General features: G+C 74.3%; 21 protein-coding genes. 11 read left to right on the top strand and 10 right to left on the bottom strand.

Translation table 11 applies throughout. The annotated features are described in order from the left end of the window. Nucleotides 1-21: 21 nt before the first annotated feature. The 6 genes from scy (at nucleotide 22) to ABZ858_RS16595 (ending at nucleotide 9,209) form a co-directional block, all read left to right on the top strand. Nucleotides 22-4,002: a polarized growth protein Scy gene (gene scy, locus ABZ858_RS16620; RefSeq protein ID WP_361377903.1), complete on the top strand. Its 3,981-nt coding sequence runs from the start codon at nucleotides 22-24 to the stop codon at nucleotides 4,000-4,002. Between the two features lie 193 nt (nucleotides 4,003-4,195). Then, nucleotides 4,196-5,134: a cellulose-binding protein gene (locus tag ABZ858_RS16615; protein WP_361377900.1), complete on the top strand. Its 939-nt coding sequence runs from the start codon at nucleotides 4,196-4,198 to the stop codon at nucleotides 5,132-5,134. Between the two features lie 111 nt (nucleotides 5,135-5,245). Continuing rightward, nucleotides 5,246-6,241 carry an ABC transporter ATP-binding protein gene (locus tag ABZ858_RS16610; protein WP_361377897.1) on the top strand — a complete coding sequence of 332 codons (996 nt, stop codon included), beginning with the start codon at nucleotides 5,246-5,248 and terminating at the stop codon, nucleotides 6,239-6,241. Nucleotides 6,242-6,244: 3 nt separating this feature from the next. Continuing rightward, nucleotides 6,245-7,015, top strand: coding sequence for an ABC transporter permease (locus ABZ858_RS16605; protein ID WP_361377894.1), 771 nt, complete (start codon nucleotides 6,245-6,247; stop codon nucleotides 7,013-7,015). A gap of 158 nt (nucleotides 7,016-7,173) precedes the next feature. Beyond that, nucleotides 7,174-8,337, top strand: a complete 1,164-nt coding sequence (locus tag ABZ858_RS16600; RefSeq protein ID WP_361377891.1) for an ABC transporter ATP-binding protein — start codon at nucleotides 7,174-7,176, stop codon at nucleotides 8,335-8,337. Beyond that, complete coding sequence (locus ABZ858_RS16595; protein ID WP_361377888.1) at nucleotides 8,334-9,209, top strand: ABC transporter permease; 876 nt, start codon at nucleotides 8,334-8,336, stop codon at nucleotides 9,207-9,209. The genes ABZ858_RS16600 and ABZ858_RS16595 overlap by 4 nt, the downstream gene beginning before the upstream one ends. An 18-nt stretch (nucleotides 9,210-9,227) precedes the next feature. On the opposite strand, the gene ABZ858_RS16590 is transcribed toward ABZ858_RS16595, so the two are convergent. Further along, the gene (locus tag ABZ858_RS16590) at nucleotides 9,228-9,560 is read right to left on the bottom strand and encodes an ATP/GTP-binding protein (RefSeq protein WP_361377885.1); all 333 of its coding nucleotides are present in this window, start codon (nucleotides 9,558-9,560) and stop codon (nucleotides 9,228-9,230) included. Between the two features lie 232 nt (nucleotides 9,561-9,792). Between ABZ858_RS16590 and ABZ858_RS16585 the strand changes: the two genes are divergently transcribed. After that, the gene (locus tag ABZ858_RS16585; RefSeq protein ID WP_361377882.1) at nucleotides 9,793-10,821 is read left to right on the top strand and encodes an LLM class flavin-dependent oxidoreductase; all 1,029 of its coding nucleotides are present in this window, start codon (nucleotides 9,793-9,795) and stop codon (nucleotides 10,819-10,821) included. An 80-nt stretch (nucleotides 10,822-10,901) separates the two neighbouring features. Here ABZ858_RS16585 and ABZ858_RS16580 read toward each other — a convergent pair whose 3' ends face one another. Next, entirely contained in the window at nucleotides 10,902-11,294 is a 393-nt protein-coding gene (locus ABZ858_RS16580; RefSeq protein WP_361377879.1) for an SCO5389 family protein, read from the bottom strand. A gap of 403 nt (nucleotides 11,295-11,697) precedes the next feature. Between ABZ858_RS16580 and nucS the strand changes: the two genes are divergently transcribed. Continuing rightward, complete coding sequence (gene nucS / locus ABZ858_RS16575) at nucleotides 11,698-12,369, top strand: endonuclease NucS (RefSeq protein WP_361377876.1); 672 nt, start codon at nucleotides 11,698-11,700, stop codon at nucleotides 12,367-12,369. Nucleotides 12,370-12,459: 90 nt separating this feature from the next. Here nucS and ABZ858_RS16570 read toward each other — a convergent pair whose 3' ends face one another. From ABZ858_RS16570 to ABZ858_RS16555, 4 genes are all read right to left on the bottom strand, one after another. Beyond that, nucleotides 12,460-15,090, bottom strand: coding sequence for an ATP-binding protein (locus tag ABZ858_RS16570; RefSeq protein WP_361377873.1), 2,631 nt, complete (start codon nucleotides 15,088-15,090; stop codon nucleotides 12,460-12,462). Nucleotides 15,091-15,444: 354 nt separating this feature from the next. Next, nucleotides 15,445-15,768 (bottom strand): STAS domain-containing protein, encoded by a 324-nt coding sequence (locus ABZ858_RS16565; RefSeq protein ID WP_361377871.1) that lies wholly within the window; start codon nucleotides 15,766-15,768, stop codon nucleotides 15,445-15,447. A 148-nt stretch (nucleotides 15,769-15,916) separates the two neighbouring features. After that, a complete protein-coding gene (locus ABZ858_RS16560; RefSeq protein ID WP_361377868.1) occupies nucleotides 15,917-16,765 on the bottom strand; it encodes a 3-hydroxyacyl-CoA dehydrogenase family protein in 849 nt (282 codons plus the stop codon). Between the two features lie 168 nt (nucleotides 16,766-16,933). Continuing rightward, nucleotides 16,934-17,575, bottom strand: coding sequence for a TetR/AcrR family transcriptional regulator (locus ABZ858_RS16555; protein WP_361377865.1), 642 nt, complete (start codon nucleotides 17,573-17,575; stop codon nucleotides 16,934-16,936). 92 nt (nucleotides 17,576-17,667) lie between these two features. Here ABZ858_RS16555 and ABZ858_RS16550 point away from each other — a divergent pair, with 92 nt between their 5' ends. The 3 genes from ABZ858_RS16550 to ABZ858_RS16540 all read left to right on the top strand — a co-directional run bounded on the left by ABZ858_RS16550 (nucleotide 17,668) and on the right by ABZ858_RS16540 (nucleotide 19,859). Beyond that, the gene (locus ABZ858_RS16550) at nucleotides 17,668-18,456 is read left to right on the top strand and encodes an ATP-binding cassette domain-containing protein (RefSeq protein ID WP_361377862.1); all 789 of its coding nucleotides are present in this window, start codon (nucleotides 17,668-17,670) and stop codon (nucleotides 18,454-18,456) included. A gap of 66 nt (nucleotides 18,457-18,522) precedes the next feature. After that, a complete protein-coding gene (locus ABZ858_RS16545) occupies nucleotides 18,523-19,272 on the top strand; it encodes an ABC transporter permease (protein ID WP_361377859.1) in 750 nt (249 codons plus the stop codon). A gap of 14 nt (nucleotides 19,273-19,286) precedes the next feature. After that, on the top strand, nucleotides 19,287-19,859 hold the full coding sequence (locus tag ABZ858_RS16540; RefSeq protein WP_361377856.1) for a cob(I)yrinic acid a,c-diamide adenosyltransferase: 573 nt from the start codon (nucleotides 19,287-19,289) through the stop codon (nucleotides 19,857-19,859). A gap of 916 nt (nucleotides 19,860-20,775) precedes the next feature. Here ABZ858_RS16540 and ABZ858_RS16535 read toward each other — a convergent pair. The 4 genes from ABZ858_RS16535 to ABZ858_RS16520 all read right to left on the bottom strand — a co-directional run bounded on the left by ABZ858_RS16535 (nucleotide 20,776) and on the right by ABZ858_RS16520 (nucleotide 23,685). Further along, complete coding sequence (locus tag ABZ858_RS16535; protein ID WP_361377854.1) at nucleotides 20,776-21,045, bottom strand: hypothetical protein; 270 nt, start codon at nucleotides 21,043-21,045, stop codon at nucleotides 20,776-20,778. After that, complete coding sequence (locus ABZ858_RS16530) at nucleotides 21,045-21,449, bottom strand: hypothetical protein (RefSeq protein ID WP_361377851.1); 405 nt, start codon at nucleotides 21,447-21,449, stop codon at nucleotides 21,045-21,047. Before ABZ858_RS16530 ends, ABZ858_RS16535 begins: the two co-directional genes overlap by 1 nt. 65 nt (nucleotides 21,450-21,514) lie before the next feature. Beyond that, on the bottom strand, nucleotides 21,515-22,990 hold the full coding sequence (locus tag ABZ858_RS16525; protein ID WP_361377849.1) for a HAMP domain-containing sensor histidine kinase: 1,476 nt from the start codon (nucleotides 22,988-22,990) through the stop codon (nucleotides 21,515-21,517). Beyond that, nucleotides 22,987-23,685 (bottom strand): response regulator transcription factor, encoded by a 699-nt coding sequence (locus tag ABZ858_RS16520; RefSeq protein WP_361377846.1) that lies wholly within the window; start codon nucleotides 23,683-23,685, stop codon nucleotides 22,987-22,989. Before ABZ858_RS16520 ends, ABZ858_RS16525 begins: the two co-directional genes overlap by 4 nt. Nucleotides 23,686-23,694 lie beyond the last annotated feature (9 nt).

Raw genomic sequence — 23,694 nt, 5'->3', positions numbered from 1 at the left:
GGGGACGGATGGGACCGCGCAGTGCGGGGCTACGAACGCCAGGAGCGAGAGCCGGCGGCTGACGTCGACCACCTCTCTCGGTTCGAGGCCGAGATGGATCGGCTGAAGACCGAGCGGGAGAAGGCGATCCAGCACGCCGAGGACCTCGGCTACCAGGTCGAGGTGCTGCGCGCCAAGCTGCACGAGGCGCGCCGCACCATCATGTCCAGGCCCGCCTACGACAGCGCCGACGTCGGTTACCAGGCCGAACAGTTGCTGCGTCAGGCGCAGGTGCAGGCCGAGCAGATCCGGGCGGACGCCGAGCGGGAGCTGAGCCAGGCCCGGGCGCAGACCCAGCGCATCCTCCAGGAGCACGCCGAGCAGGCCGCGCGCCTGCAGGCCGAGCTGCACCAGGAGGCGGTCACCCGTCGGCAGCAGCTCGACCAGGAGCTGGCCGAGCGCCGGCAGACCGTCGAGTCGCACGTCAACGAGAACGTGGCCTGGGCCGAGCAGCTGCGCGCCCGCACCGAGCAGCAGGCCCGCCGGCTGCTCGACGAGTCGCGCGGCGAGGCCGAGCAGGCGATGGCCGCCGCCCGCGCGGAGGCCGAGCGGCTGACCGCCGAGGCCCGCCAGCGGCTGCGCGGCGAGGCCGAGTCGGCCCGCGCGGAGGCCGAGCAGCTCCTGCGCCGCGCCCGCACGGACGCCGAGCGCCTGCTGAACGCCGCCTCCACCCAGGCCCAGGAGGCCACCGACCACGCCGAGCAGCTGCGCTCCACCACCGCCAGCGAGTCGGACGCCGCCCGCCGGCAGGCCGGCGAGCTGAGCCGGGCCGCCGAGCAGCGGATGTCCGAGGCCGAGGAGGCGCTGCGCAAGGCGCAGACCGAGGCCGAGAAGCTGGTCACCGAGGCCAAGGAGAACGCGGCCAGGGCGCTGGCGGGCGCCGAGTCCGCCAACGAGCAGCGCACCCGTACGGCCAAGGAGCAGGTCGCCCGGCTGGTCGAGGAGGCCACCAAGGCGGCCGAGTCCACCCGCACCGAGGCCGAGCAGCTGGTCGCGGACGCCCGCGCCGAGGCGGAGAAGATCCTCGCCGAGGCCGCCGAGAAGGCTCGCGCCGCCACCGCCGAGGAGACGGCCACCCAGCTGTCCAAGGCCGCCAAGACCGCCGAGGACGTGCTCAACAAGGCGTCCGAGAACGCCGCGCGGACCACCCGGGCCGCCACCGAGGAGGCCGAGCGGATCCGCTCGGAGGCCGAGACCGAGGCGGACCGGCTGCGCGCCGAGGCGCACGACATCGCCGAGCAGCTCAAGGGCGCCGCCAAGGACGACACCAAGGAGTACCGCGCCAAGACGGTCGAGTTGCAGGAGGAGGCGCGCCGGCTGCGCGGCGAGGCCGAGCAGCTGCGCGCCGACGCGGTCACCGAGGGCGAGAAGATCCGCGCGGAGGCCCGGCGCGAGGCCGTGGCGCAGATCGAGGAGGCGGCCGGGACCGCCGAGGAGCTGCTGGCCAAGGCGAAGGCGGACGCCGACGAGCTGCGCAAGTCCGCGACGACGGACAGCGAGAAGGTCCGCACCGAGGCCATCGAGCGGGCCACCGCGCTGCGCCGGCAGGCCGAGGAGACGCTGGAGCGCACCCGCGAGGAGGCCGAGCGGCACCGCGCGGAGGCCGACGAGCAGGCCGAGACGGTCAGGGCGGACGCCGAGCGGGCGGCCGGCGAGCTGCGCGAGGAGACCGACCGGGCGCTGGCGGCCCGGCGCAGCGAGGCCACCGAGGAGCTGACCCGGCTGCACACCGAGGCCGAGGAGCGCCTCGCCGCCGCCGAGCAGGCGCTCACCGACGCCCGCGCGGAGGCCGAGCGGCTGCGTCGGGAGGCCGCCGAGGAGACCGACCGGCTGCGCGCCGAGGCCGCCGAGCGGGTCCGCACGCTCCAGCAGCAGGCGGCGGCGGAGGCCGACCGGCTGCGCGACGAGGCGGCGGCCGACGCGTCCGCCTCCCGCGCCGAGGGTGAGGCCGTCGCCGTACGGCTGCGTTCGGAGGCCGCGGCCGAGGCCGAGCGGCTCAGGACGGAGTCCCAGGACACCGCCGACCGGGTCCGCGCCGAGGCGCAGGCCGCCGCGGAGCGGCTGGCCGCGGAGGCGTCCGAGACGCTGGCCGCCGCGCAGGAGGAGGCCGCCCGGCGTCGCCGCGAGGCCGAGGAACTGCTCGGCGCCGCCCGCCAGGAGGCCGGCCAGGAGCGCGAGCGGGCCCGCGAGCAGAGCGAGGAGCTGCTGGCCTCCGCGCGCAAGCGGGTGGAGGAGGCGCAGGCCGAGGCCGCCCGCCTGGTGGAGGAGGCCGACCGGCGCGCCACCGAGCTGGTGTCGGCCGCCGAGGCCCACGCCCAGCAGGTGCGGGACTCGGTGGCCGGGCTGCACGAGCAGGCGCAGGAGGAGATCGCCGGGCTGCGGTCGGCCGCCGAGCACGCGGCGGACCGTACCCGGCGCGAGGCCGAGCAGGAGGCGGACCGGGTCCGCTCGGACGCCTACGCCGAGCGGGAGCGGGCCGGTGAGGACGCGGCGCGGCTGCGGCGCGAGGCCGGCGAGGAGACGGAGGCCGCCAAGGCGCTGGCCGAGCGCACGGTCGCGGAGGCGATCACGGAGGCCGAGCGCGTCCGTACGGACGTCGCCGAGCACGCCCAGCGGGTGCGTACCGAGGCGTCCGACACGATCGCGCAGGCCGAGCAGGACGCCACCCGCACCCGGGCGGACGCCCGGGACGACGCGAACCGCATCCGTTCGGAGGCGGCGACGCAGGCGGACGCGCTGATCTCCGAGGCGCGTTCGGAGGCGGAGCGCCTGCAGACGGAGACGGCCGCGCAGGCCGAGGAGCTGCGCACCCGGACGGTCACCGAGACCGATCTGCTGCGGGCCGAGACGGTGGCCGAGACCGACCGGCTGCGCACCGAGACGGCCGCGCGGGCCGAGCGGGTGCGTACCGAGGCGCTGGCCGAGGCCGACCGGGTGCGGGCGGAGTCCGTCGCCCATGCGGAGAAGCTGATCTCGGACGCCACCGGGGACGCGGAGCGGCTGCGCGCCGAGGCCGCCGAGACGGTGGGCGCCGCGCAGTCCCGCGCCGAGCGGGTCCGCACCGAATCCGAGCGGGTGAAGGCGGAGGCCGCGGCCGAGTCCGAGCGGCTGCTGGCGGCCGCCCGCGAGGAGGCCGAGCGCACGCTGGACGAGGCCCGCCGGGGCGCCGACAAGCGGCGTTCGGAGGCGGCCGAGCAGGTCGACAAGCTGATCACCGAGACCGCGGCCGAGGCCGACAAGCTGCTCACCGAGGCGCAGGCGAACGCGGTCAAGACCAAGGCGGACGCGGAGTCCCAGGCCGACACGATGGTGGGCGCGGCCCGCCAGGAGGCCGAGCGGGTCCTGGCCGAGGCCACGGTCCAGGGCAACACGGCGGTGGAGAAGGCCCGTACCGACGCGGACGAGCTGCTCGTCGGCGCCCGCCGGGACGCCACCCAGATCCGGGAGCGCGCCGAGGAGCTGCGCGAGCGGCTGACCGCCGAGATCGAGGAGCTGCACGAGCGGGCCCGCCGGGAGTCCGCGGAGACGATGAAGTCGGCCGGCGACCGGTGCGACGCGCTGATCAAGGCCGCCGAGGAGCAGTTGGCGAAGGCGCAGGCCAAGGCCAAGGAGATCGTCTCGGACGCCAACTCCGAGGCGGGCAAGGTGCGTATCGCCGCGGTGAAGAAGGCCGAGGGGCTGCTCAAGGAGGCCGAGCAGAAGAAGGCAAAGCTCGTCAAGGAGGCCGAGGAGCTGAAGGCCGAGGCGGTCCGCGAGGCGCGGCGCACGGTCGAGGAGGGCAAGCGCGAGCTGGAGGTCCTGGTGCGCCGGCGCGAGGACATCAACGCCGAGATCTCCCGGGTGCAGGACGTCCTGGAGGCGCTGGAGTCCTTCGAGGCGCCGCCGGCCGGCAAGGACTCCGGGGTGAAGGCGGGCGCGACGGTGGGCGCCCAGCGGTCGGGTGGCAAGCCGTCAGACGGGTAGCCGTTATGGTGTATTAGGGACCTACGGGGGAGCTAGCGGGGTCTGCGTCCGGATGCTTGGCAAGTGCTCCGGCGGTCAGCCACTCAAAAGAGGTGTCATTCTCCAGATCAAACACGTATCCGCTCGATGACACACCGCTTCGGCCCCTAGGATTCGACCTATCACCTCACCGGTCTCATTCGACAGGAACCCCATGAGCGACACTTCCCCCTACGGCTTCGAGCTTGTGCGGCGTGGGTACGACCGCGCTCAGGTGGACGAACGTATCTCCAAGCTCGTCTCCGACCGTGACAGCGCTCTGTCCCGCATCACCGCTCTGGAGAAGCGCATCGAGGAACTCCACCTCGAAACGCAGAACGCCCAGGCCCAGATCAGCGACGCCGAGCCGTCGTACGCGGGTCTCGGTGCGCGGGTCGAGAAGATCCTCCGCCTCGCCGAGGAGGAGGCCAAGGATCTGCGTGAGGAGGCCCGGCGCGCGGCCGAACAGCACCGCGAGCTGGCCGAGTCGGCGGCCCAGCAGGTCCGCAACGACGCCGAGTCCTTCGCCTCGGAGCGCAAGGCCAAGGCCGAGGACGAGGGCGTCCGGATCGTCGAGAAGGCCAAGAGCGACGCCTCGCAGCTGCGTTCCGAGGCGCAGAAGGACGCGCAGTCCAAGCGGGAGGAGGCGGACGCCCTCTTCGAGGAGACGCGTGCCAAGGCCGCGCAGGCCGCCGCCGACTTCGAGACGAACCTCGCCAAGCGCCGCGAGCAGTCCGAGCGCGACCTGGCGTCCCGTCAGCAGAAGGCGGAGAAGCGCCTCGCGGAGATCGAGCACCGCGCCGAGCAGCTCCGCCTGGAGGCGGAGAAGCTGCGCACCGACGCCGAGCGCCGCGCCCGCCAGACCGTGGAGACGGCGCAGCGCCAGGCCGAGGACATCGTGGCCGACGCCAACGCCAAGGCGGACCGCATCCGTTCGGAGTCCGAGCGCGAGCTGGCGGCGCTGACCAACCGCCGCGACTCGATCAACGCCCAGCTGACGAACGTCCGCGAGATGCTGGCGACCCTCACCGGTGCCGCGGTGGCCGCCGCGGGCACGCCGGCCACGGAGGACGAGCCGGTCTCGCGCGGGGTCCCGGCCCAGCAGTCCCGCTAGGCGCCCCTCGGTCACTGCCCCGAGCGGCACCGAGCGCTGTCGAGCGTCATCGCGGAAGCCCTCCGCCGCCCTCCGGTGGCGGGGGGCTTCGCGCGCCTCTAGCGTGGCCGCATGATCGAGCTGTCCGGGCTGACCAAGCGCTACGGCGAGAAGGCGGCGGTCGACGACCTCACCTTCACGGTGCGACCGGGTACCGTCACGGGCTTCCTCGGGCCGAACGGCGCCGGGAAGTCCACGACCATGCGGATGATCCTGGGCCTCGATCACCCCACCGCCGGTGATGTGCGCATCGACGGCCGGCGCTACCACGAGCTGGCGGACCCGCTGACGTACATCGGCGCCCTGCTGGACGCCAAGGCCGTGCACGGCGGGCGCAGCGCCCGCAATCATCTGCTGTGCCTCGCCCAGAGCAACGGCATCCCGGCCGGGCGGGTGGGCGAGGTGCTGGAGACGGTGGGCCTGACGGCGGTCGCCCGGAAGAAGGCGAAGGGCTTCTCGCTGGGCATGAGCCAGCGCCTGGGCATCGCGGGCGCGCTGCTGGGCGATCCGCGGATCCTGATGTTCGACGAGCCGGTCAACGGGCTCGACCCGGAGGGCATCCACTGGATCCGCGGCCTGATGAAATCGCTGGCCACGCAGGGCCGTACCGTCTTCGTCTCCTCGCACCTGATGAGCGAGATGGCGCTGACCGCCGACCATCTCGTCGTGATCGGGCAGGGCCGGCTGCTGGCCGACACCACCATGGCCGACTTCATCGAGCGCAATTCCCGCTCCTACGTCCGGATCCGCACCCCGGACCGCGAGCGGCTGCTCGACGCGCTGCACGAGGCCCGGATCACCGTGGTGGAGAGCGGCGGCGGGGCGCTGGAGGTGACGGACGGCCGGTCGGAGGAGATCGGTGAGCTGGCCGCGCGCCACCGGGTGGTGCTGCACGAGCTGAGCGTGCGCCAGTCCTCGCTGGAGGAGGCGTTCATGCGGCTGACGGCCTCCTCGGTGGAGTACCACGCGCAGGCGGAGCCGGTGGAGCGGCCCTGGGGCACGCGGTGGAACACGCGGACGGCGGCGCCGGTGGACCGGGCGGCGGCGCGGACGACGGCGGAGGGCTGAGGCATGGCGGCGGGGCAGGTCATCCGGTCCGAGTGGACCAAGATCCGGTCGGTGGTGTCCACGGTGTGGACGCTGTCGCTGGCCGTGATCGTCACCCTCGCGCTCGGCGCGCTGATCTCGGCCCTGTCCCGGCACGAGTTCGGCGACATGGACCCGCGGGCACGGCTCTCCTTCGACCCGACCTCCGTCAGCTTCGCGGGCATGGCGCTCGGGCAGCTCGCGATGATCGTGTTCGGGGTGCTGGTGGTCTCCAACGAGTACAGCACCGGCATGATCCGCACCTCGCTGGCGGCGGTCCCGCGGCGCGGGGCGTTCCTGGCGGGCAAGGTGGCGGTGGCGACCGCGCTGGCCCTGCTGGTGGGCATGGCCACCAGCTTCGCCGCGTTCTTCCTCGGGCAGGCGATGCTCGGCCCGCTGCGGACCTCGCTGGACGCGCCGGGCGTGCTCCGCGCGGTCGTCGGCGGCGGCCTCTACATGACCCTGATCGCGATGTTCTCGATGGGCGTCGCCGCGATGCTGCGCTCGCCGATGCTGTCGCTGGGCGTCCTGATGCCGTTCTTCTTCCTGATCTCGAACATCCTGGCCAATGTGTCGGCGACGAAGAAGATCGGCCAGTACCTGCCCGACCAGGCGGGCAGCCGGATCATGCGGGTGCTCCCGCGGATCGGCGACGACACCCCGTACGGGCCGTGGGGCGGCCTCGGGATCATGGCGCTGTGGGTGGTCGCGGCGCTCGCGGGCGGTTACGCGGTGCTGCGCCGCCGGGACGCCTGACCACCGGCCCGGCCGGCTCCCTCCTGCCCCTCCCCCGCCACGGCTTTACTTTCTTTTGGCCGGAACCGTCAGAGCCCGGATATCCTCCTAACCCTTACGGGGGCATGCGCCCCGCTGTCCTGAACCTCGGGACGGCTACCTTCCGATGGGACCGGAGCATGATCGAGGCAGTCGGCCTGACCAAGCGCTACGGCGACAAGACCGCCGTGTACAACCTCTCCTTCCAGGTACGGCCGGGCGCCGTCACCGGCTTCCTCGGGCCCAACGGCTCGGGCAAGTCGACGACCATGCGCATGATCCTCGGACTGGACAACCCCACCGCCGGGTCGGTGACGATCGGCGGCTACCCCTACCGCAGACTGCCCAACGCCGCCCGCCAGGTGGGCGCCCTGCTGGACGCCAAGGCGGTGCACGGCGGCCGCAGCGCCCGCAACCACCTGCTGTCCCTGGCCCAGCTGTCGGGCATCCCGGCCCGCCGGGTCGACGAGGTGCTGGGCGTGGTCGGCCTGCAGGAGGTGGCCAAGCGGCGCTCCAGGGGCTTCTCGCTGGGCATGGGGCAGCGGCTGGGCATCGCGGCGGCACTGCTGGGCGATCCGCAGGTGCTGCTGTTCGACGAGCCGGTGAACGGTCTCGACCCCGAGGGCATCCTCTGGGTGCGCAATCTGATGAAGGCGCTGGCCGCCGAGGGGCGGACCGTGTTCGTCTCCAGTCACCTCATGAGCGAGATGGCGCTGACCGCCGACCACCTGATCGTCATCGGGCGCGGGCAGTTGCTCGCCGACATGAGCGTGACGGACTTCATCTCGGCGAACTCCGCCGACTTCGCCCGGGTCCGCACGCCCGGCACCGAGCCGCAGCAGCGGGAGAAGCTGTCCGCCGCGCTGACCGAGGCCGGCGGGCAGGTGCTGCCCGAGCAGGACGGCGCGCTGCGGGTGACGGGGCTGACGCTGCCGCGCATCAGCGACCTGGCGCACGAGAGCGACGTACGGCTGTGGGAGCTGTCCCCGCACCGGGCGTCGCTGGAGGAGGCGTACATGCGGATGACGCAGGGCGCCGTCGACTACCGCTCCACCACCGACCAGAAGGCCGGGCTGATGCGGCCGCTGCCGCCGGGCGCGCAGCCGCCGGTGCCGGTGCCGGGCCAGGGCCAGCCCGACTGGTACGCGCCGCCGCCGCCCCAGGGCACCGGCCCCTACGGCGTCCCGGCGCAGCCGCCCGGCGCTCCGGGCGCGGGCGCGCCGAACCCGTACGCGCAGGGGGCGCCGCCGCAGGCGCCCGCGCCCGCCCCCGTCTCCCCCACCAAGTCCGAGGACGTCCGATGAGCACGCCGCAGACTCCGCTGCCGCAGGCCGCGCCGCCCGCCCGGGAGGCGGGGGCCGCTTCGCCGTATCCCGGCTACACCTCGCCGATCCCGGTGGTGCGCACCCATCTGGGGCACACGCTGGCCTCGGAGTGGACGAAGATCAGGTCGGTGCGGTCCACGATGTGGACGCTCGGGGTGTTCGTGCTGCTGGTGGTCGGGATCGGGCTGCTGACCGGTGTCGTGGTCTCCCGCTCCTCCTCGGAGCTGTCCGGCGACGAGAACGCGCTGTCGCTCGGCTTCTTCGGGGTGCTGCTCGGCAGCATCTGCGTCATCACGCTGGGCGTGCTGACCACCGCCTCGGAGTACGGCACGGGGATGATCCGCACCACGATGACGGCGTGCCCCAGCCGGGGGCGGGTGCTGGCGGCGAAGGCGCTGGTCTTCTTCCTGCTGTCCTTCACCATCACGCTGGTGTGCACGGTGCTCGTCGCCCTCGCGCAGTCGGCGATGCTGGACGGCAGCGGCGCCCGGCAGCCGACCGGCGCGGAGTGGTTCAAGGCGACCGTCGGCGTCAGCCTCTACCTGGCGCTGCTCGGCCTGCTCGCGCTGCTGATCGGCTCGGTCCTGCGGCACTCGGCGGGCGGCATCACCATCATGATCGGTGTGGTGCTCGCGCCGCTGGTCATCGCGCTGTTCATGTTCACGCACTCACTGGAGAAGGTGCGCTCCTGGCTCGTCGAGTACTCGATCCCGAACCAGCTGGGCGTCTTCTACTCCAACTCCCTGAGCACCACCGGCCCCACGGGCTGGGACCCGCTGTGGATCATCCTGGGGGTGACGGCGGTCGTCTTCGCGGGCGCGTGGGCGCTGCTGCGGAAGCGGGACGTCTAGGACCCGGAGCCCGGGGGCTCAGAACTTCGGCGCGTCACGGGACCGCCGCACCCGCGTGGTGCGGCGGTCCTTCGCGTTCCAGCAGGACTTGTGCCAGTGCCGGCGGTCGTCCACCCCGGCGTACTCGGGCCAGGCCACCACGTGCGGGACGCCCGGGCCGATCAGCTGGTCGCAGCCGGGGCAGCGGTACGTCTTGCCCACCGCGCTCGCGCCCGCCACATGGCGCACGCTCCACTCCTCGCCCTGCCAGCTCTCCGTGGACTGCCAGCCGCCGTAGCGGCCGGCCGCGTCGTCCTCGGCGCTCCGGCCGGACGAGCCGGGGCCCTTGGGGCGGTTGCGACGCGGGGACACGGGACACCTCACCGGGGTCTGCGGAAGGACGGGGTCTCCCCAGCGTACGCGGCGCCGGGGCGGGTACGCGCAAGGAACCGGAATCACGGCCAACCCCCACAAGTCCCCCTGCAGAATGGCCGATTCCGCAGACAATCCGGAAATCTCCTCGCCAGGCCGTGTCCTCGGCACGTGTCGTGCGGTTATGCCCGGTGGGGGAGCTCCCTGTCGGAGCCGAGGAAGCAGGAAAGCGATGCGCGTAGGAAGTTTCGTGTTGGCGGCGCAGTTCCCTGGGCAGGGCCAGGGCGAGGCGCTGCACCGCGCGGTCCGCACGGCCGAGGTCGCCGAGGAGGCCGGCCTGGACGCGGTCTGGCTGGCCGAGCACCACTTCGTACCGTACGGGACGTGCCCGTCGGCCATCACGCTGGCCGCGCTGCTGCTCGGCCGCACCCGCCGCCTGCGGGTGGGCACGGCGGTCAGCGTGCTGCCCACCGTGCACCCGGTCGCGCTCGGCGAGCAGGCCGCGCTGCTGCACGTGACCAGCGGCGGGCGCCTCACACTGGGCGTCGGGCGCGGCGGCCCCTGGGTGGACCTGGAGGTGTTCGGGACGGGTCTGGAAGCGTACGAGAGCGGGTTCCCGGACTCCCTGGACCTGCTGCTGCGCTGGCTGCGCGAGCCCTCGGTGTCGGCCTCGGGTCCGCGTTTCGGCTTCCGCGAGGTCCCCGTCGTCCCGCAGCCCGCCCAGGCGCTGACCGAGGTCCCCGGGCCCGAGGTGATCGTCGCCTGCACCTCCCCCGCCAGTGTCAGGCTGGCCGCCGAGCGCGGGCTGCCGATGCTGCTCGGGATGCACGCCGGGGACGAGGAGAAGGCCGAGATGGTCGCCCTGTGGCGGCGCACCGCGCGGGAGGCCGGGCGCGCGGACGAGGAGATCCGGGACGCGGCGCATGTCTCGGCCGGGGTCTGCCAGATCGCGGACCGGTCAGCGGACGCGGCGGAATCCCTGCTCAAGGCGATGCCGGGCTGGCTGAAACAGGGACTGGACGCCCATGTCACGGTGGACGGCCGCACCCGCCGGATGCGCGATCCGCTGGCCTACACCGAGCTGCTCTGCGGGCTGCACCCCGTGGGCGACCCGCGCCGCTGCGCCGACCGGCTCGCGGCGACCGCCGAGCGCACCGGCATCTCCCGGTTCGCCCTGCTGGTCGAGGGCTCCGGCGACCTGGCGGCGACCGAGGAGAACGTGCGACGGCTGGGTGCCGAGGTGCTCCCCCAGCTCGCCTGAGCACGCGAGCGGGGGAAGGCTTGCCGCCCCGGCCTTCCTGCACCTCCCACGGGCAGGGCGGCAAGCGGACGACTACCCCCTCAGCAGTCCCGCAGCTCCGGCGACTGGTTGAGCAGCTGGGCGCGTACGGACGTGAACCTGGCCAGCCTCTCGTCCACCGAGGCGTCCAGCGGGAACACCGCGACCCGGTGGCAGTTCTGGAAGGCAAGCCGTACACCGAAGTGCCGCTGCAGCGCGCCGCGTATCGCGTCACTCGCGAGTGCACGCAGCAGCTGACCGCGTGCCTGCTCGTCCGGCGGAGGCGTCTGGTTGTCGGCGAATGCTCCGCCGTCCACCTTCAGCTGGGCCACCAGGGAGCTGATCATCTCCCACGCGTAGGGCAGGGAGGTCCGGACGCAGTCGACGAAGGCGGCTTCGTCGACCTCGCCTCGCTCGGCCTGTTCGAGTAGGGCCGGTGAGACGTCGAGCGACATGGGTTCTCCTCTCGCACCCCCGGACAGCGGGGGTTGCCGGACAGACAAAGGGGCTCGCGATACCGAACACGGTGAGTACACACATCGCGACCACCCGTTCCTACGGTAGGCAACGAAGCGAGGGCCCACCAGGCGAATGCACGTACCGACAGGTCGAGTTGAGTACACAATCGGCCAAAAGTGAACAGGGGTGATCCAGGGGAAAGTGGGACGACCCCACGGGGCCGCCGGAGGCACCCGGTCCGGGGGGCGGGACGTCCGGGCGGTGACGCGGGGTGGGGCCGGGGGTGGTCGCGGGGGCTGCCGGAGGGTGGTCGCGGGGCGGTCCCGGCGGCGGGTCGTGGCGAGGGCCGGGGGTGGGCGAATCGCGTCCGGGCCGGTGTGTCGAGTAGCGTTGCCGACCATGCGTCTCGTCATTGCCCGGTGCTCCGTCGACTACGCCGGCCGGCTCACCGCCCACCTCCCGTCGGCACCCCGTCTGATCCTGGTCAAGGCCGACGGCAGCGTCTCGATCCACGCGGACGACCGCGCCTACAAGCCCCTGAACTGGATGTCGCCGCCGTGCGCGCTGAAGGAGGGCGCGGGCGACGACGAGGGCGTGTGGACCGTCGTCAACAAAGCGGGCGAGAAGCTCATCATCACGATGGAGGAGATCCTGCACGACTCCTCGCACGAACTCGGCGTGGACCCGGGGCTGATCAAGGACGGCGTGGAAGCGCACCTCCAGGAACTGCTCGCCGACCGCATCGACACCCTCGGCGACGGCTACACGCTCATCCGGCGCGAATACATGACGGCCATCGGCCCGGTCGACATCCTGTGCCGGGACGGCGAGGGCCAGACGGTCGCGATCGAGATCAAGCGGCGCGGCGAGATCGACGGGGTGGAGCAGCTCACCCGCTACCTGGAGCTGCTGAACCGCGATCCCCATCTCGCCCCGGTCCGCGGCATCTTCGCGGCCCAGGAGATCAAGCCGCAGGCCCGGGTCCTCGCCACCGACCGCGGCATCGGCTGCCAGGTGCTGGACTACGACGCGCTGCGCGGCATCGAGGACGACAAGCTGCGGCTGTTCTGATCTGAGCGCGGCGGCGCGCGACACGCCGCGAGGCCCGGTTCCGTACGGTACGGAACCGGGCCTCGCGGCGTTTCCGCGCGTTCGCCGACCTCAGATCCGCCCGCCGCCGGCGCTGCCCGGGGAGCCGTCACCGGCGCCGCCCACGGGGGCGCTCGCCGAACCGCCGTCCCCGGCGGGCGTACCGGAGGCGGAATGGCTGGCGGAGCCGGAGCCGGAGGTGGAAGGGCTCGTCGTGTCGGTGGGGGCGGGCGCGGTCGTCGTGGACTGCGACTCCGAGGGGGTGGGCGACGGCTTCCCGGACGAGGAGCCCGTCGGCTGCGGGGAACCCGACTTCGTCGTGCTCGCGGTAGGACGCGGAGTCCCGCTCCCGTCCTTCCCGCCGCCCGTGCCCTTCGTCGCGCTCGTGCCCGGTGAGGGCGTGCCCGTGGCGCCCGGCGGTGTCGGGTCGTCCGAGGTGCCCGGGGTGCCGTCGGGGCCCGGGTCGGCGGGCCGGCCGCTCGGTGTGGTGCCGGTCCCGCCGCCGGTGCCGTGGTCGTCCTGGCCCTGCCGCGGGGTGTCGGTGCCCTCGCCGCCGTCGCCGGAGTCCTCGGTGGCGGAGGGATGGACGCCGACCTTGCCGGAGGGGTCGTCGGTGTCGCTGTGGCTGGTGGCGCCGAGCGTCACCACGGTGCCGAGGACGGCCGCGAGCAGCGCGCCCGCGCCGGCCGCCACGAGGTTGCGCCGGGCGAACCCCTTGATGGCGCCGAGCCGGTGCCTGGCCGGGGTGCCCGGGGACGACGTGGACGGTCCGTGACCGCGCGCGGACCCGGGTCCGGCTGCGGGGCTGTGGGAGACGTTCGGCACGCCCGAGGTCGTGGGCCGGTAGGTGACCAGGGTCGAGGAGACGTCGGCGGCGGGCGGCAGGAGCGCCGGGAAGGGGGCCGGGGTGGCGTCGGAGGGCGCGGCGGACTCCTGCGGGCGGGCGTCCGGCGCCTCCTCCCCCGGCAGCGCGCCGAGGGCCGCCACGGCGCCGGGGCCCGGTGGCGTACCGGAGCGATCGGTGACCAGGGCGAGGGCGCGGCGGCCGGCGACGGTGCCGCGCTTGTCGGCGAGCGCGCCGCGCAGCCCGATGGACGCCTCCAGCTCGGTGCGGGCCCGGTCCAGCAAGCCGCCGCAGAGCGCGAGGACGCCCAGTTCGTGGTGGAAGTACGCCTGCTGGGCGACCTCCCCGGCCAGCCGGGACGCCTCGGTGCCGAAGCGCAGGGCCCGCTCCCAGGCACCCCAGTTGAGCCCGGCGGCGAAGGCGGGCGCGGCCGTGCGGGCGAGCCGTACGGCGCTGTCCTCCTCGTCGCCGGCGGCCGGGGCGGCCGACGGGACCAGGACGGCCAGCGCGGCGAGCACGGCGTCGGCCTCGGCGCCGACCCGCTCGGGGGCCACCGAGGGGTGGCCGGCCCACCAGGTGTAGTGCCGGGCGGCGGTGCGGGCCTGCTCCAGGGCGTCGTCGGCGTAGCCGGCGGCCTCCAGCTGGGTGAGCACCCCGGCGGCGAGCCGGTAGCGGGAGCCGGCCGGGGAGACCAGGCCGCAGGCCGCCAGTTCCCCGAGGGCGGCGTCGGCGTGGGTGTCACCGACCAGCGCGGGCAGATGGGCCTGGTGGGGCACCTCGCCGCCGAGCGCGACGGCGAAGCGCAGGGTGGCGCGGGCGGAGGAGCTGAGCCGGGAGGCGAGCAGCGGGGCGGGCGCGGCGGCGTCCCCGAGCGGGGGCAGGGGTACCTCGTCGCCTTCGCCGCCCGGGGCGGCGTCCAGCGGCGGCGCGTCCGCGAAGACGCCGAACTCCTCGACGGCGCCGGTACCGGCCCGCAGCCGGTCGCGCCGGCGCAGCAGGGCGCCGGCCTGGACGAACCGCAGGGGCAGGCCCTCGGACTCGAACCAGAGGTCGCCGGCCCAGTTGGCCTCCTCCTCGGTGAGGGCCCGGCCGGCGCCGCGCTCGATGAGTGCGATGCCGGCGGCCCGGCCGAGGCCGCCGAGGAAGACCTCCTCGACGGCGGAGTCGTCGGACGGCGCGGGCACGTCCGGGGTGGCGGCGAGCAGGAAGGCGCACTCGGGGGTGGCGTCGAGCAGTTCGTCCAGGGCGGCGCCGCCGAACTCGATGTCGTCCAGGACGACGACCGCGCCGATCTCCTGGACGTGGGCACGCAGTTCGTCGCGGCCGGGGCGGTGCAGGGGGGCGCTGTGCACGGCGCGGAAGAGGTCGTACAGCAGGTCGCCGACGGTGCGGCGGCTGCCGTTGAGGCGGACCACGCCGTCGGGGGCGAGAGCGGCGCAGTCCTGGGCGACGAGGTCGAGGAGGCTGGTGCGGCCGGAGCCGCCGGGTCCGGTCAGGCGTACGGAGCGGCCGCGGGCGAGCAGCCGTACCAGCCGTTCGCGTTCGTCCTGGCGTTCCAGGAGGGGCTGCACGGACGGGGCCGGTCCTGGCGGGACGGGCGGCTTGGCGGCGCGGTCGGCCTCGGCGCGTTCGGCCGCGGTGTACCGGCGCGGCGGGGCGGGCAGCTCGCCGGGCGGGCAGGCCTCGATCTCGCTGCCGTCGACCGGGTTGACGGTGAGCAGGAAGTCGCCGGTGACCAGGCGGACCGTGCGGGCCGGCGGGAAGTCGGACGGGAGGCCGTCGCGGTGCGGGCGGCGGCCCGGCGTGTGGCCGTCGTCTTCGGGGTCCATGTCCTCGGGCTCCCGGATGGTCGGGTCCATGGGTTCCATCGGTTCCAAGCCCCCCAGAGGCATCGTGTGCTGCTGTGCCGGCCCGCCGGGCCGTGCGCCGCACACCGCGCTGTCGCTCCCGGTCCGGGCCCGCCCGCGGGTCGCGAGGCAGCGGGCGACCGAACCCTAAACCTTGTCACAGTATCCAGGACAGCCCGGGGTGCCCGGCGGTCCGGGACGTCACGGTCTCATCCGGATTGCTCCGGTCCGCATTGAGCCGGTCCGCGGTGCGCCGGTGCCGGCCCGCGTCTGCGTGTCTCCACGTCGTCCGCGTCGCCCGCTTCGTCCGGGAACGGGAACGGAAAGGGGAACAGGAACGGGGAACGGTGGGAACGGGGCAGGGGTTCAGACGCGCGGCAGGGACTCGACGCCGATGCCGCCCTCGATGGCGAGGATGCGGTGCAGCCGGGTGGCCACCAACAGGCGCTGCATCTGGGTCGGTACGCCGCGCAGCACGAGCCGCCGGCCGCAGCGGCCGGCGCGCCGGTGGACGCCCATGATCACACCGAGTCCGGTGGCGTCCCAGGAGTCGAGTTCGGACAGGTCCAGGACCAGGTCTCCGATGCCGTCGTCCACGGCCGAGTGCAGGACCGTACGGGCGTCCGCCGCGCTGCGGACGTCGAGGCGGCCCCCGACGACCACTCCGGCGTGGTCGCCCCTGATGTACATATGCGCTCCCCGTGACTGCGGTGGCGTGCTCCGTTTGACGGTTGGCTGTGCAACGTCTGACTGCTGCTGTGGCGGTGCGGTTGCCGCCGGTGAGCGAACCGGTGCCGAATTCACCCCGAAGGGTGAACTCGGTGCCGTTCTCCCGGTTTCAGTGCTTGTAGAAGCCCTGCCCGCTCTTGCGCCCGATGTCACCGGCGTCAACCATCCGGCGCATCAGCTCCGGCGGGGCGAACTTCTCGTCCTGGGTCTCGGTGTAGATGTTGCCGGCGGCGTGCAGCAGGATGTCGACGCCGGTGAGGTCGGCGGTGGCGAGCGGACCCATGGCGTGGCCGAAGCCGAGCTTGCAGGCCAGGTCGATGTCCTCGGCGGTGGCGACGCCCGACTCGTACAGCTTGGTCGCCTCGACGACGAGGGCGGTGATGAGCCGGGTGGTGACGAAGCCGGCCACGTCGCGGTTGACGACGACGCAGGTCTTGCCGACGGACTCGGCGAACTCCCGTGCGATGGCGAGGGCTTCGTCGCTGGTCTTGTAGCCGCGGACGAGTTCGACGAGCCGCATCATCGGCACCGGCGAGAAGAAGTGCACACCGACGACGCGCTCGGGGCGCTCCGTCGCGGCCGCGATCTTGGTGATCGGGATGGCGGAGGTGTTGGAGGCGAGCACGGTGTCCTCGCGGACCAGCTTGTCGAGGGTGCGGAAGATCTCGTGCTTGATCTCCAGCTTCTCGAAGACGGCCTCGACGACGATGTCCGCGTCGGCCACCGCGTCCAGGTCGGTGGTCGCGGTGATCCGGGCCAGGGCGGCCTCGGCGTCCTCGGCCGCGAGCTTGCCCTTGCCCACGAACTTGTCGTAGGACGCCTTGATGCCGTCGGTGCCACGCCTGAGCGCCTCGTCGGTGACGTCCCGCAGGACGACGTCCCAGCCCGCCTGGGCGGAGACCTGGGCGATGCCGGCCCCCATGAGACCGGCCCCGATGACGGCGAGCTTCCGTGCCACTCCGACTCCCCTTGTGAACGACTGCGCAGGCGCCTGCGCGAGCGACTGAAGAACGGCTTTCACGCTGTTTACGTATGCCTTCGGCGGACACTAGCGCTCGCGCGGCGCTGTGTGACCGGTAAGTAACGCGCGTCACGTCTCAATTGACGGACATCACACCGGCGAGGGTCACCGGTGGCCTCGGACGGCGTAGTTGAGGACCTTCTCGCCCAACAGGTCCTCGATGTCGTCGAGGAGGTCCAGCACCTCGCGGGAGACCTCGTCGGGGCGGCGGCCCTTGAGCATCTCGCGGCCGACGACGGCCATGACGGTGCTGTGGACCCAGCCGAGCTGACCGGCCATCAGGCCCGGCAGCGGGTCGTCCTCGCCCGCGCCGGTCTCCTCCCGCAGCGCCTGCTCCAGGACGGCCTGCACCTCCTGGCCGACGGCCCACAGCCGGGAGCGCAGCGCGGGGGCGGCCTCGATCACCCGCATGAAGGGGGCGTAGCCCGGGAACAGGCCGATGCGCGGCGAGACGGCCTCGACCTCGCCGCGCAGTTCGCGCAGGACGGCCCGGGCGGCGGACTCGCCCGTGTCCCGGGCGCGCACCCAGCGGGCCAGCCGGTCGACGACGCCGCCGGAGCGGTCGAGGAAGAGGTCCTCCTTGGCCGGGAAGTAGTTGTAGACGGTGTTGACGGAGACGTTCGCCGCCTCGGCGACCTCCGCGACCGTGACGGCGTCGAAGCCGCGCTCCAGGAACAGGCCGGTGGCCACGTCCGAGATGTACTGCCTGGTCTGCCGTTTCTTCCGCTCCCTGAGCCCCTCTGCCATGGCTCGATCCTAGCCCGCCCAGCCGCTTCGCTGGTGCCTACGTAATTTTGGAGGCATTGCAAAATTTCAGGGACTCTGTTTTTCTGGGCCGTATGACAGCACCCGTCATCAGCGCGGCCGGACTGGCCCGCACCTTCCCGGCCAAGCGCGGCCCGGTCCACGCCGTGCGCGGCATCGACCTCACCGTCCGCGAGGGCGAGATCCTCGGCTTCCTCGGACCCAACGGCGCCGGCAAGACGACCACCCTGCGGATGCTCACCACGCTGCTCGCGCCGACCGGCGGCGCGGCCACGGTCGCGGGCCGCGACCTGGCGACCGACCCGGCCGGCGTGCGGCGGGCCTGCGGTTACGTCGCGCAGTCCGGCGGCGTCGACTGCCAGATCACCGTGCGGGAGGAGCTGGTCACCCAGGGCCGCCTGTACCGCCTGCCGAAGCCGCGGGCGGTCGCGCGCGCCGCGGAACTGGCCCACGAACTGGACCTCACCGAGCTGCTCGACCGCAGGACCGCCGCGCTCTCCGGGGGCCAGCGCCGCCGCCTGGACATCGCGCTGGCCCTCACCCACCGCCCGCGCGTGCTCTTCCTCGACGAGCCGACCACCGGCCTGGACCCCGGCAGCCGGGCCGCCCTGTGGGAGCTGGTGCGGCGGCTGCGCGACGAGCACGGCACGACCGTCTTCCTGACCACCCACTACCTCGACGAGGCCGACGCCCTCTCCGACCGGCTCGTCATCGTCGACGGGGGCGTGGTCGTCGCGGACGGAACGCCGAGCGCGCTCAAGCTGGCGCACGGCGGCTCGATCGACGCCTCGCTCCAGGACACCTTCCTCGCCGTCACCGGCCGCGGCCCCGCCCCGGCCGATTCCGCCCCGGTCGCCGTCTGACCCGGGCCGGCCCGCTCCCACACCCCCCAGGAACCATCCACACCATCCACACCCCCAGGAACCGTCATGCTGCTCCACGACACGGCCCTCGTCTACGGCCGCTATCTGCGCCAGTCCCTGCGCTCCCGGATGGCGCTGCTCTTCGGCGTGCTCACGCCGCTGCTGTACCTGCTCTTCTTCGGGCCGCTGCTCACCGGTCTGCCGCTGGGCGGCCGGGGCAGCTCCTGGCAGGTGCTCGTGCCGGGGCTGCTGCTCCAGCTCGGCCTGTTCGGCGCCCTGTTCGCCGGATTCATGGTCATCGTCGAGAAGGGGCAGGGGGTGGTGGAGCGGATGCGGGTGACCCCGGTCAGCCGGCTCGCCCTGCTGCTGGGCCGGGCGCTGCGCGACACCACCGTCTTCGTCTTCCAGGCGGTGCTGCTGGTGCTGGCGGCGGTCGTGATGGGGCTGCGCGCGCCGCTGGCGGGCGTGCTCATCGGTTTCGGCTTCGTCGCCCTGCTCACGCTGTCGCTGGCCTCGCTGTCGTACGCGATCGGGATGAAGGTCACCACCCCGCAGCAGTTCGGCCCGCTGATCAACGCGGTGTCGATGCCGTCGATGCTGCTGTCCGGGCTGATGCTCCCGATGAGCCTGGCACCGGCGTGGCTGGACGTGCTCTCGCACTTCGTGCCGTTCCGCTATCTGGTGGACGCGGTGCGCGACGCGTACGTGGGCGAGTACACCAGCGCGCACATGCTGTACGGCGTCCTGGTGGCCGTCGCGTTCACGGCGCTGTCCCTGACGGTGGGCACACGGGTGTTCCGCACGGCCGGGGCGTAACTACGCTTGGCCGCATGGTCAACCTCACGCGCATCTACACCAGGACCGGGGACAAGGGCACCACCGCCCTCGGCGACATGAGCCGGGTCGCCAAGACCGACCTGCGGATCTCGGCGTACGCCGACACCAACGAGGCGAACGCGGTGCTCGGCACGGCGATCGCGCTGGGCGGCCTGGACGCGGAGATCGTCAAGGTCCTCACCCGTGTGCAGAACGACCTGTTCGACGTGGGCGCGGACCTGGCCACGCCGGTGGTGGCGGAGCCGGAGTTCCCGCCGCTGCGGGTCGAGCAGTCCTACATCGACCGGCTGGAGGCGGACTGCGACCGCTTCAACGCCGAGCTGGACAAGCTGCGTTCCTTCATCCTGCCCGGCGGCACCCCGGGCGCGGCCCTGCTGCACCAGGCGTGCACGGTGGTCCGCCGGGCCGAGCGCTCCACCTGGACCGCCCTGGAGACGCACGGCGAGACGATGAACGCCCTCACCGCCACCTACCTCAACCGCCTCTCCGACCTCCTGTTCATCCTCGCCCGCACAGCGAACAAGGAGAACGGCGACGTGCTGTGGGTACCGGGCGGGGAACGCTGAGCCGACATCGCCGTCCGGCGCCGTGAACCGGCCCGGGGCCCCCTGCCGGGCGCCGTGACTCGCCCGGGAGAGCGGTGCCGGGCATTCGGCGCCGTCCACTCGCCGGGCACGACCGGTCGGGGGCGGCCGGATGGGCGCGGCCGGTCCGGCACGGCCGGACGCGTGCCCGGCGACGCCTTCCGGTCGCCCGCCCGGCGTGGGCGACGGCGGCGCGGGTGACGGGCGGGCGGGCGCCCGGCGAGGGTCGCTGCCCGGCGCGGTCCGGGCGGTCACGCCTCGGCACCCCGGCGGGCGCGGGCTGTCCGGCGGTGACGGGCGAGCGCCCGGCGAAGGCCCCCGCCCGGCCCGATCCCGGGCGGCCCCGACCCGACACCCCAGCGGGCGCAGGCCGTCCGGCAGTGCTGAGCGGCCGCCCCGGCACGGCTCCCTGCCCGGCGCGGTCCGGGCAGCCCCGCCCCGGCACGGCTCCCTGCGCGGCACGGTCCGGGCAGCCCCGCCCCGACACTCCCGACGGGTGTGACCCGTCCGGCGGTGACGGGCAGGCGCCCGGCGAAGGCCCCAGCCCGGCGCGATCCTGGGCGGCCCCGACCCGACACCCCAGCGGGCGCGGGTCGCCCTGAGATGACGGGCGGGCGCCCCGCGTGGATCCCTGCCCGGCACGGTCCCATGCGGCGCCGACGCCGGCCGGCACCGATCCGGCACCTCGGTGGATGCGGGCCGTCCGGCAGTGCCGGGCGAGCGCCCGGCGCGGGTCCTCGTTCGGCGCGGTCCCCGGGCGGCACCGATCCGGCACTCCCGGCGGGGGCGGGCCGTCCGGCCGCCTCGTCGCCGGACGGGCCGCACCCGCCATCCGCACCCGCCATCCGCCCCTGTCGGCTCGGCCGAAGCCGCCCGCCCGGCCCCGTCCCGTACCGCCTCAGCGGTTCCCGTCGTCGGCCGCGTCCTGGTCGGCCGCGGCCGCGGCGGACTCGACCGCGGCCACCTTCTGGCGGATCCGGTCGTAGCCCGGGTCCGTCCCGGCAGGCGCGGACGCGGTCGGTGCGGCGGTCGGTGCGGTCTTCCCTCCGGAGGCGGGGCCGGAGCCGGACCCGGTCCCGGCCGCGTCGCCGTGCTGGGCGCAGCCGGCCGCGAGGAGGACGGTGAGCAGGGCCGCCGCGACCCCGGCCGCGTTCCGCCGGGCGCGCATCAGCTCGCCTTCGCGCCGTTGTCGTGCGCCGTGCACCAGGTGTGGACGGCGGTGAGGTCCTTCTGCCGCTGCTGCAGGTCGGTGCGGAGCTGCTTGCGGTGGTCGAGCCGGTCCTGGAGGTAGGTGGCGACCGCGCTGTCGCCCGCCTTCTTGGCGTTGTCGACGCGCTTCTGCAGCCGGGAGACCGAGCCGCGGGTACCGGCGCCGGCGTCCAGCCGCTTCAGGGCGCGGGCGATGCGCCGGTCCAGTTGCGGGACCCGCTTGCACAGCGCGTGCGCGCCGTCGCCGGTGGGGCCGGGCGCGGGGGTGCTGTCGGCCGCCGCGGCGGCACCGGTGGTGCCCGCGAGGACCGCCGTCACGGCCAGTCCCGCCAGCAGCGTGCGTGTCCCTCGTCGTACGTCCATGTGCTGTCCGTCCCTTCCGGTCCGTCCGTCGTCGCCGCGGCCGGCCGGCCGTGGCGCGGGGAACGCTAGGGACGGTTCTTGGGAAAATCTTGTGACCGGTCCCCGCCACCGGTCGCGGCGGCCGTGATCAGCCAGTCGCGGCGGCCGGGCAGCTCGCCACCGCCGCCGCGGGGCAGCCGTACCGTGAAGCGCGCCCCGGCGCCGCCCGGCGCGTCGCCGGCGGCCACCTCACCGCGGTGCAGGGCCGCCTGCTGGGCGACCAGGGTGAGGCCGAGCCCGGAGCCCGCGCTGTGCGGGCCGCGCCGGAACCGTTCGAAGACCTTCTCCCGTTCCTCGGGCGGCACGCCCGGCCCGTGGTCGTCCACCGTGATCACCACCTGCTCGCCGGCCGCCGCGATCCGCAGGCCCACGCGGGTACGGCCGTGCGGGTCGCGGCCGTGGGCGAGGGCGTTGGCGAGCAGGTTGTCCAGGAGCAGCCGCAGGCCGGGCTCCCAGCCGTGCACGGTGAGCCCGGCGGGGGCGTCGAGGGCGAGCACGGCGTCCGGGGCCCGCCGGGCGGCCTCGGCGAGGGCGGCGCCGGCCACCTCGGCCAGGTCCACGGTGCCGAACGCCTCCGCCTCCACCAGATCCCCGCGGCCCAGCTCGCGCAGCGTCACCAGCAGGCCGAGCAGCCGGGCGTGCTCGTGCCGCAGGTCGGTGAGGACCTCGTCGCGGTCGGCGGCGGGCAGGCCGGGGTGGGCGGCGAGGATGTCGAGGTTGGTGCCCATGCTCATCAGCGGGGTGCGCAGTTCGTGCGCGGCGGCGGCGGAGAAGGAGCGGGCGGTGTCCAGGGCCTGGGCGGTGCGGGCCGCCTGTTCGTCGTAGCGGGCGAGGACGGTACGGACGGTCGCGGCCAGTTCGTCGACCTCGGTGACGCCGGTGGGCCGGTGCTCGGGGCGGGCGGCGCTCACCCGCGGGTCGAGTCCGGCGGTGCGGCGGGTGAGGCGGCGCAGCGGGGCGCCCGCGCCGGCGGCCAGGCCCCAGGCGAGCACTCCGGACAGCGGCGCGGCGAGCAGCGCGGTCAGCACCACCCGCCGCCGTACCGCGCGCAGTTGGGCGCGGTCGGCGGTGTCGGGCGAGAACACCCACAGGGTGCCGGCGGCGTCCGGGCCGCCGACCGGCCGGGACAGCACGCGCCAGCCGCGTCCGCCGGAGCGCACGGTGACCGGGCGGTCGGCGGAGGCGGGCAGCCGGACGGCCGCGTCCGGCTGCGGCCCGCCGCTGAACACCGTGCCGTCGCCGGTCACCCGGACGCCGACGTCCAGGGCGGCGCTGAACAGCTGCCGCTGCCGGGTGTCGGCGGCCTTGGTGCGGTCGCCCGCGGTGGCCCGCAGCAGGGCGCGGGCGTCCGGGGCGATCGCCGCGGCCCGCCGACGCAGGTGCTGGTCCTCGACCTGGTGCAGGTCCCGGGCGACGAGGTGCAGCAGCAGCCAGCCGGAGGCGGCCACCAGCAGCGGTACGGTGCAGCCGACGGCGAGGCCGATCCGGGTGGACAGTCTCACGGCGTCTCCCGCAGCACGAAGCCGACGCCGCGCACGGTGTGGATCAGCCGGGGCCGCCCGTCCGCCTCCAGTTTGCGCCGCAGATAGCTGACGAAGGTGTCGACGGCGTCGGTGCGCACGTCGAAGTCGTAGCCCCATACGCGGTCCAGGAGCTGGTCGCGGGTGAGGACCAGCCCGGCGTTGCGGGCGAGCACTTCGAGGAGTTCGAACTCGCGCCGGGTCAGCTCCAGGCTCCGGCCGGCGCGCTCGGCGGTCCGGGCGGCCGGATCGATCACCAGATCGGCCGCCCGTACGGTCTCCCGGCCGGCCGGCGGCCGGCGGCGCAGCAGGGCGTGCAGGCGCAGCACCAGTTCCTGGAGGGCGAAGGGCTTGACGAGGTAGTCGTCACCGCCGGCCTGGAGCCCGGCGATGCGGTCGGCGGTCTCGTCGAGCGCGGAGAGCATCAGCACGGGCAGGTCCTCGCCCCGCGCGCGCAGCCGGGCGCACACCTCGATGCCGCTCATGCCGGGCATCGACACGTCCAGGACCAGCACGTCGGGGGGTTCGTCCCCGGCGAGCGCGGCCAGGGCCCCGGCGCCGTCGGCGGCGGCGCGCACCGTGAACCCGCTGAGTCTGAGGCCGCGTTCCAGCGACCGGCGTATCGCCGCGTCGTCGTCGACGACCAATACCGCCCCGGCCCGCCCCGGCTGTGTCATCCGTGCCCT

The sequence above is a fragment of the Streptomyces sp. NPDC047017 genome, assembly GCF_040644175.1.
Classification (GTDB): domain Bacteria; phylum Actinomycetota; class Actinomycetes; order Streptomycetales; family Streptomycetaceae; genus Streptomyces.
Note: the sequence above shows the minus strand (reverse complement) of the source record. Positions and strands in the feature narration are given on the sequence as shown.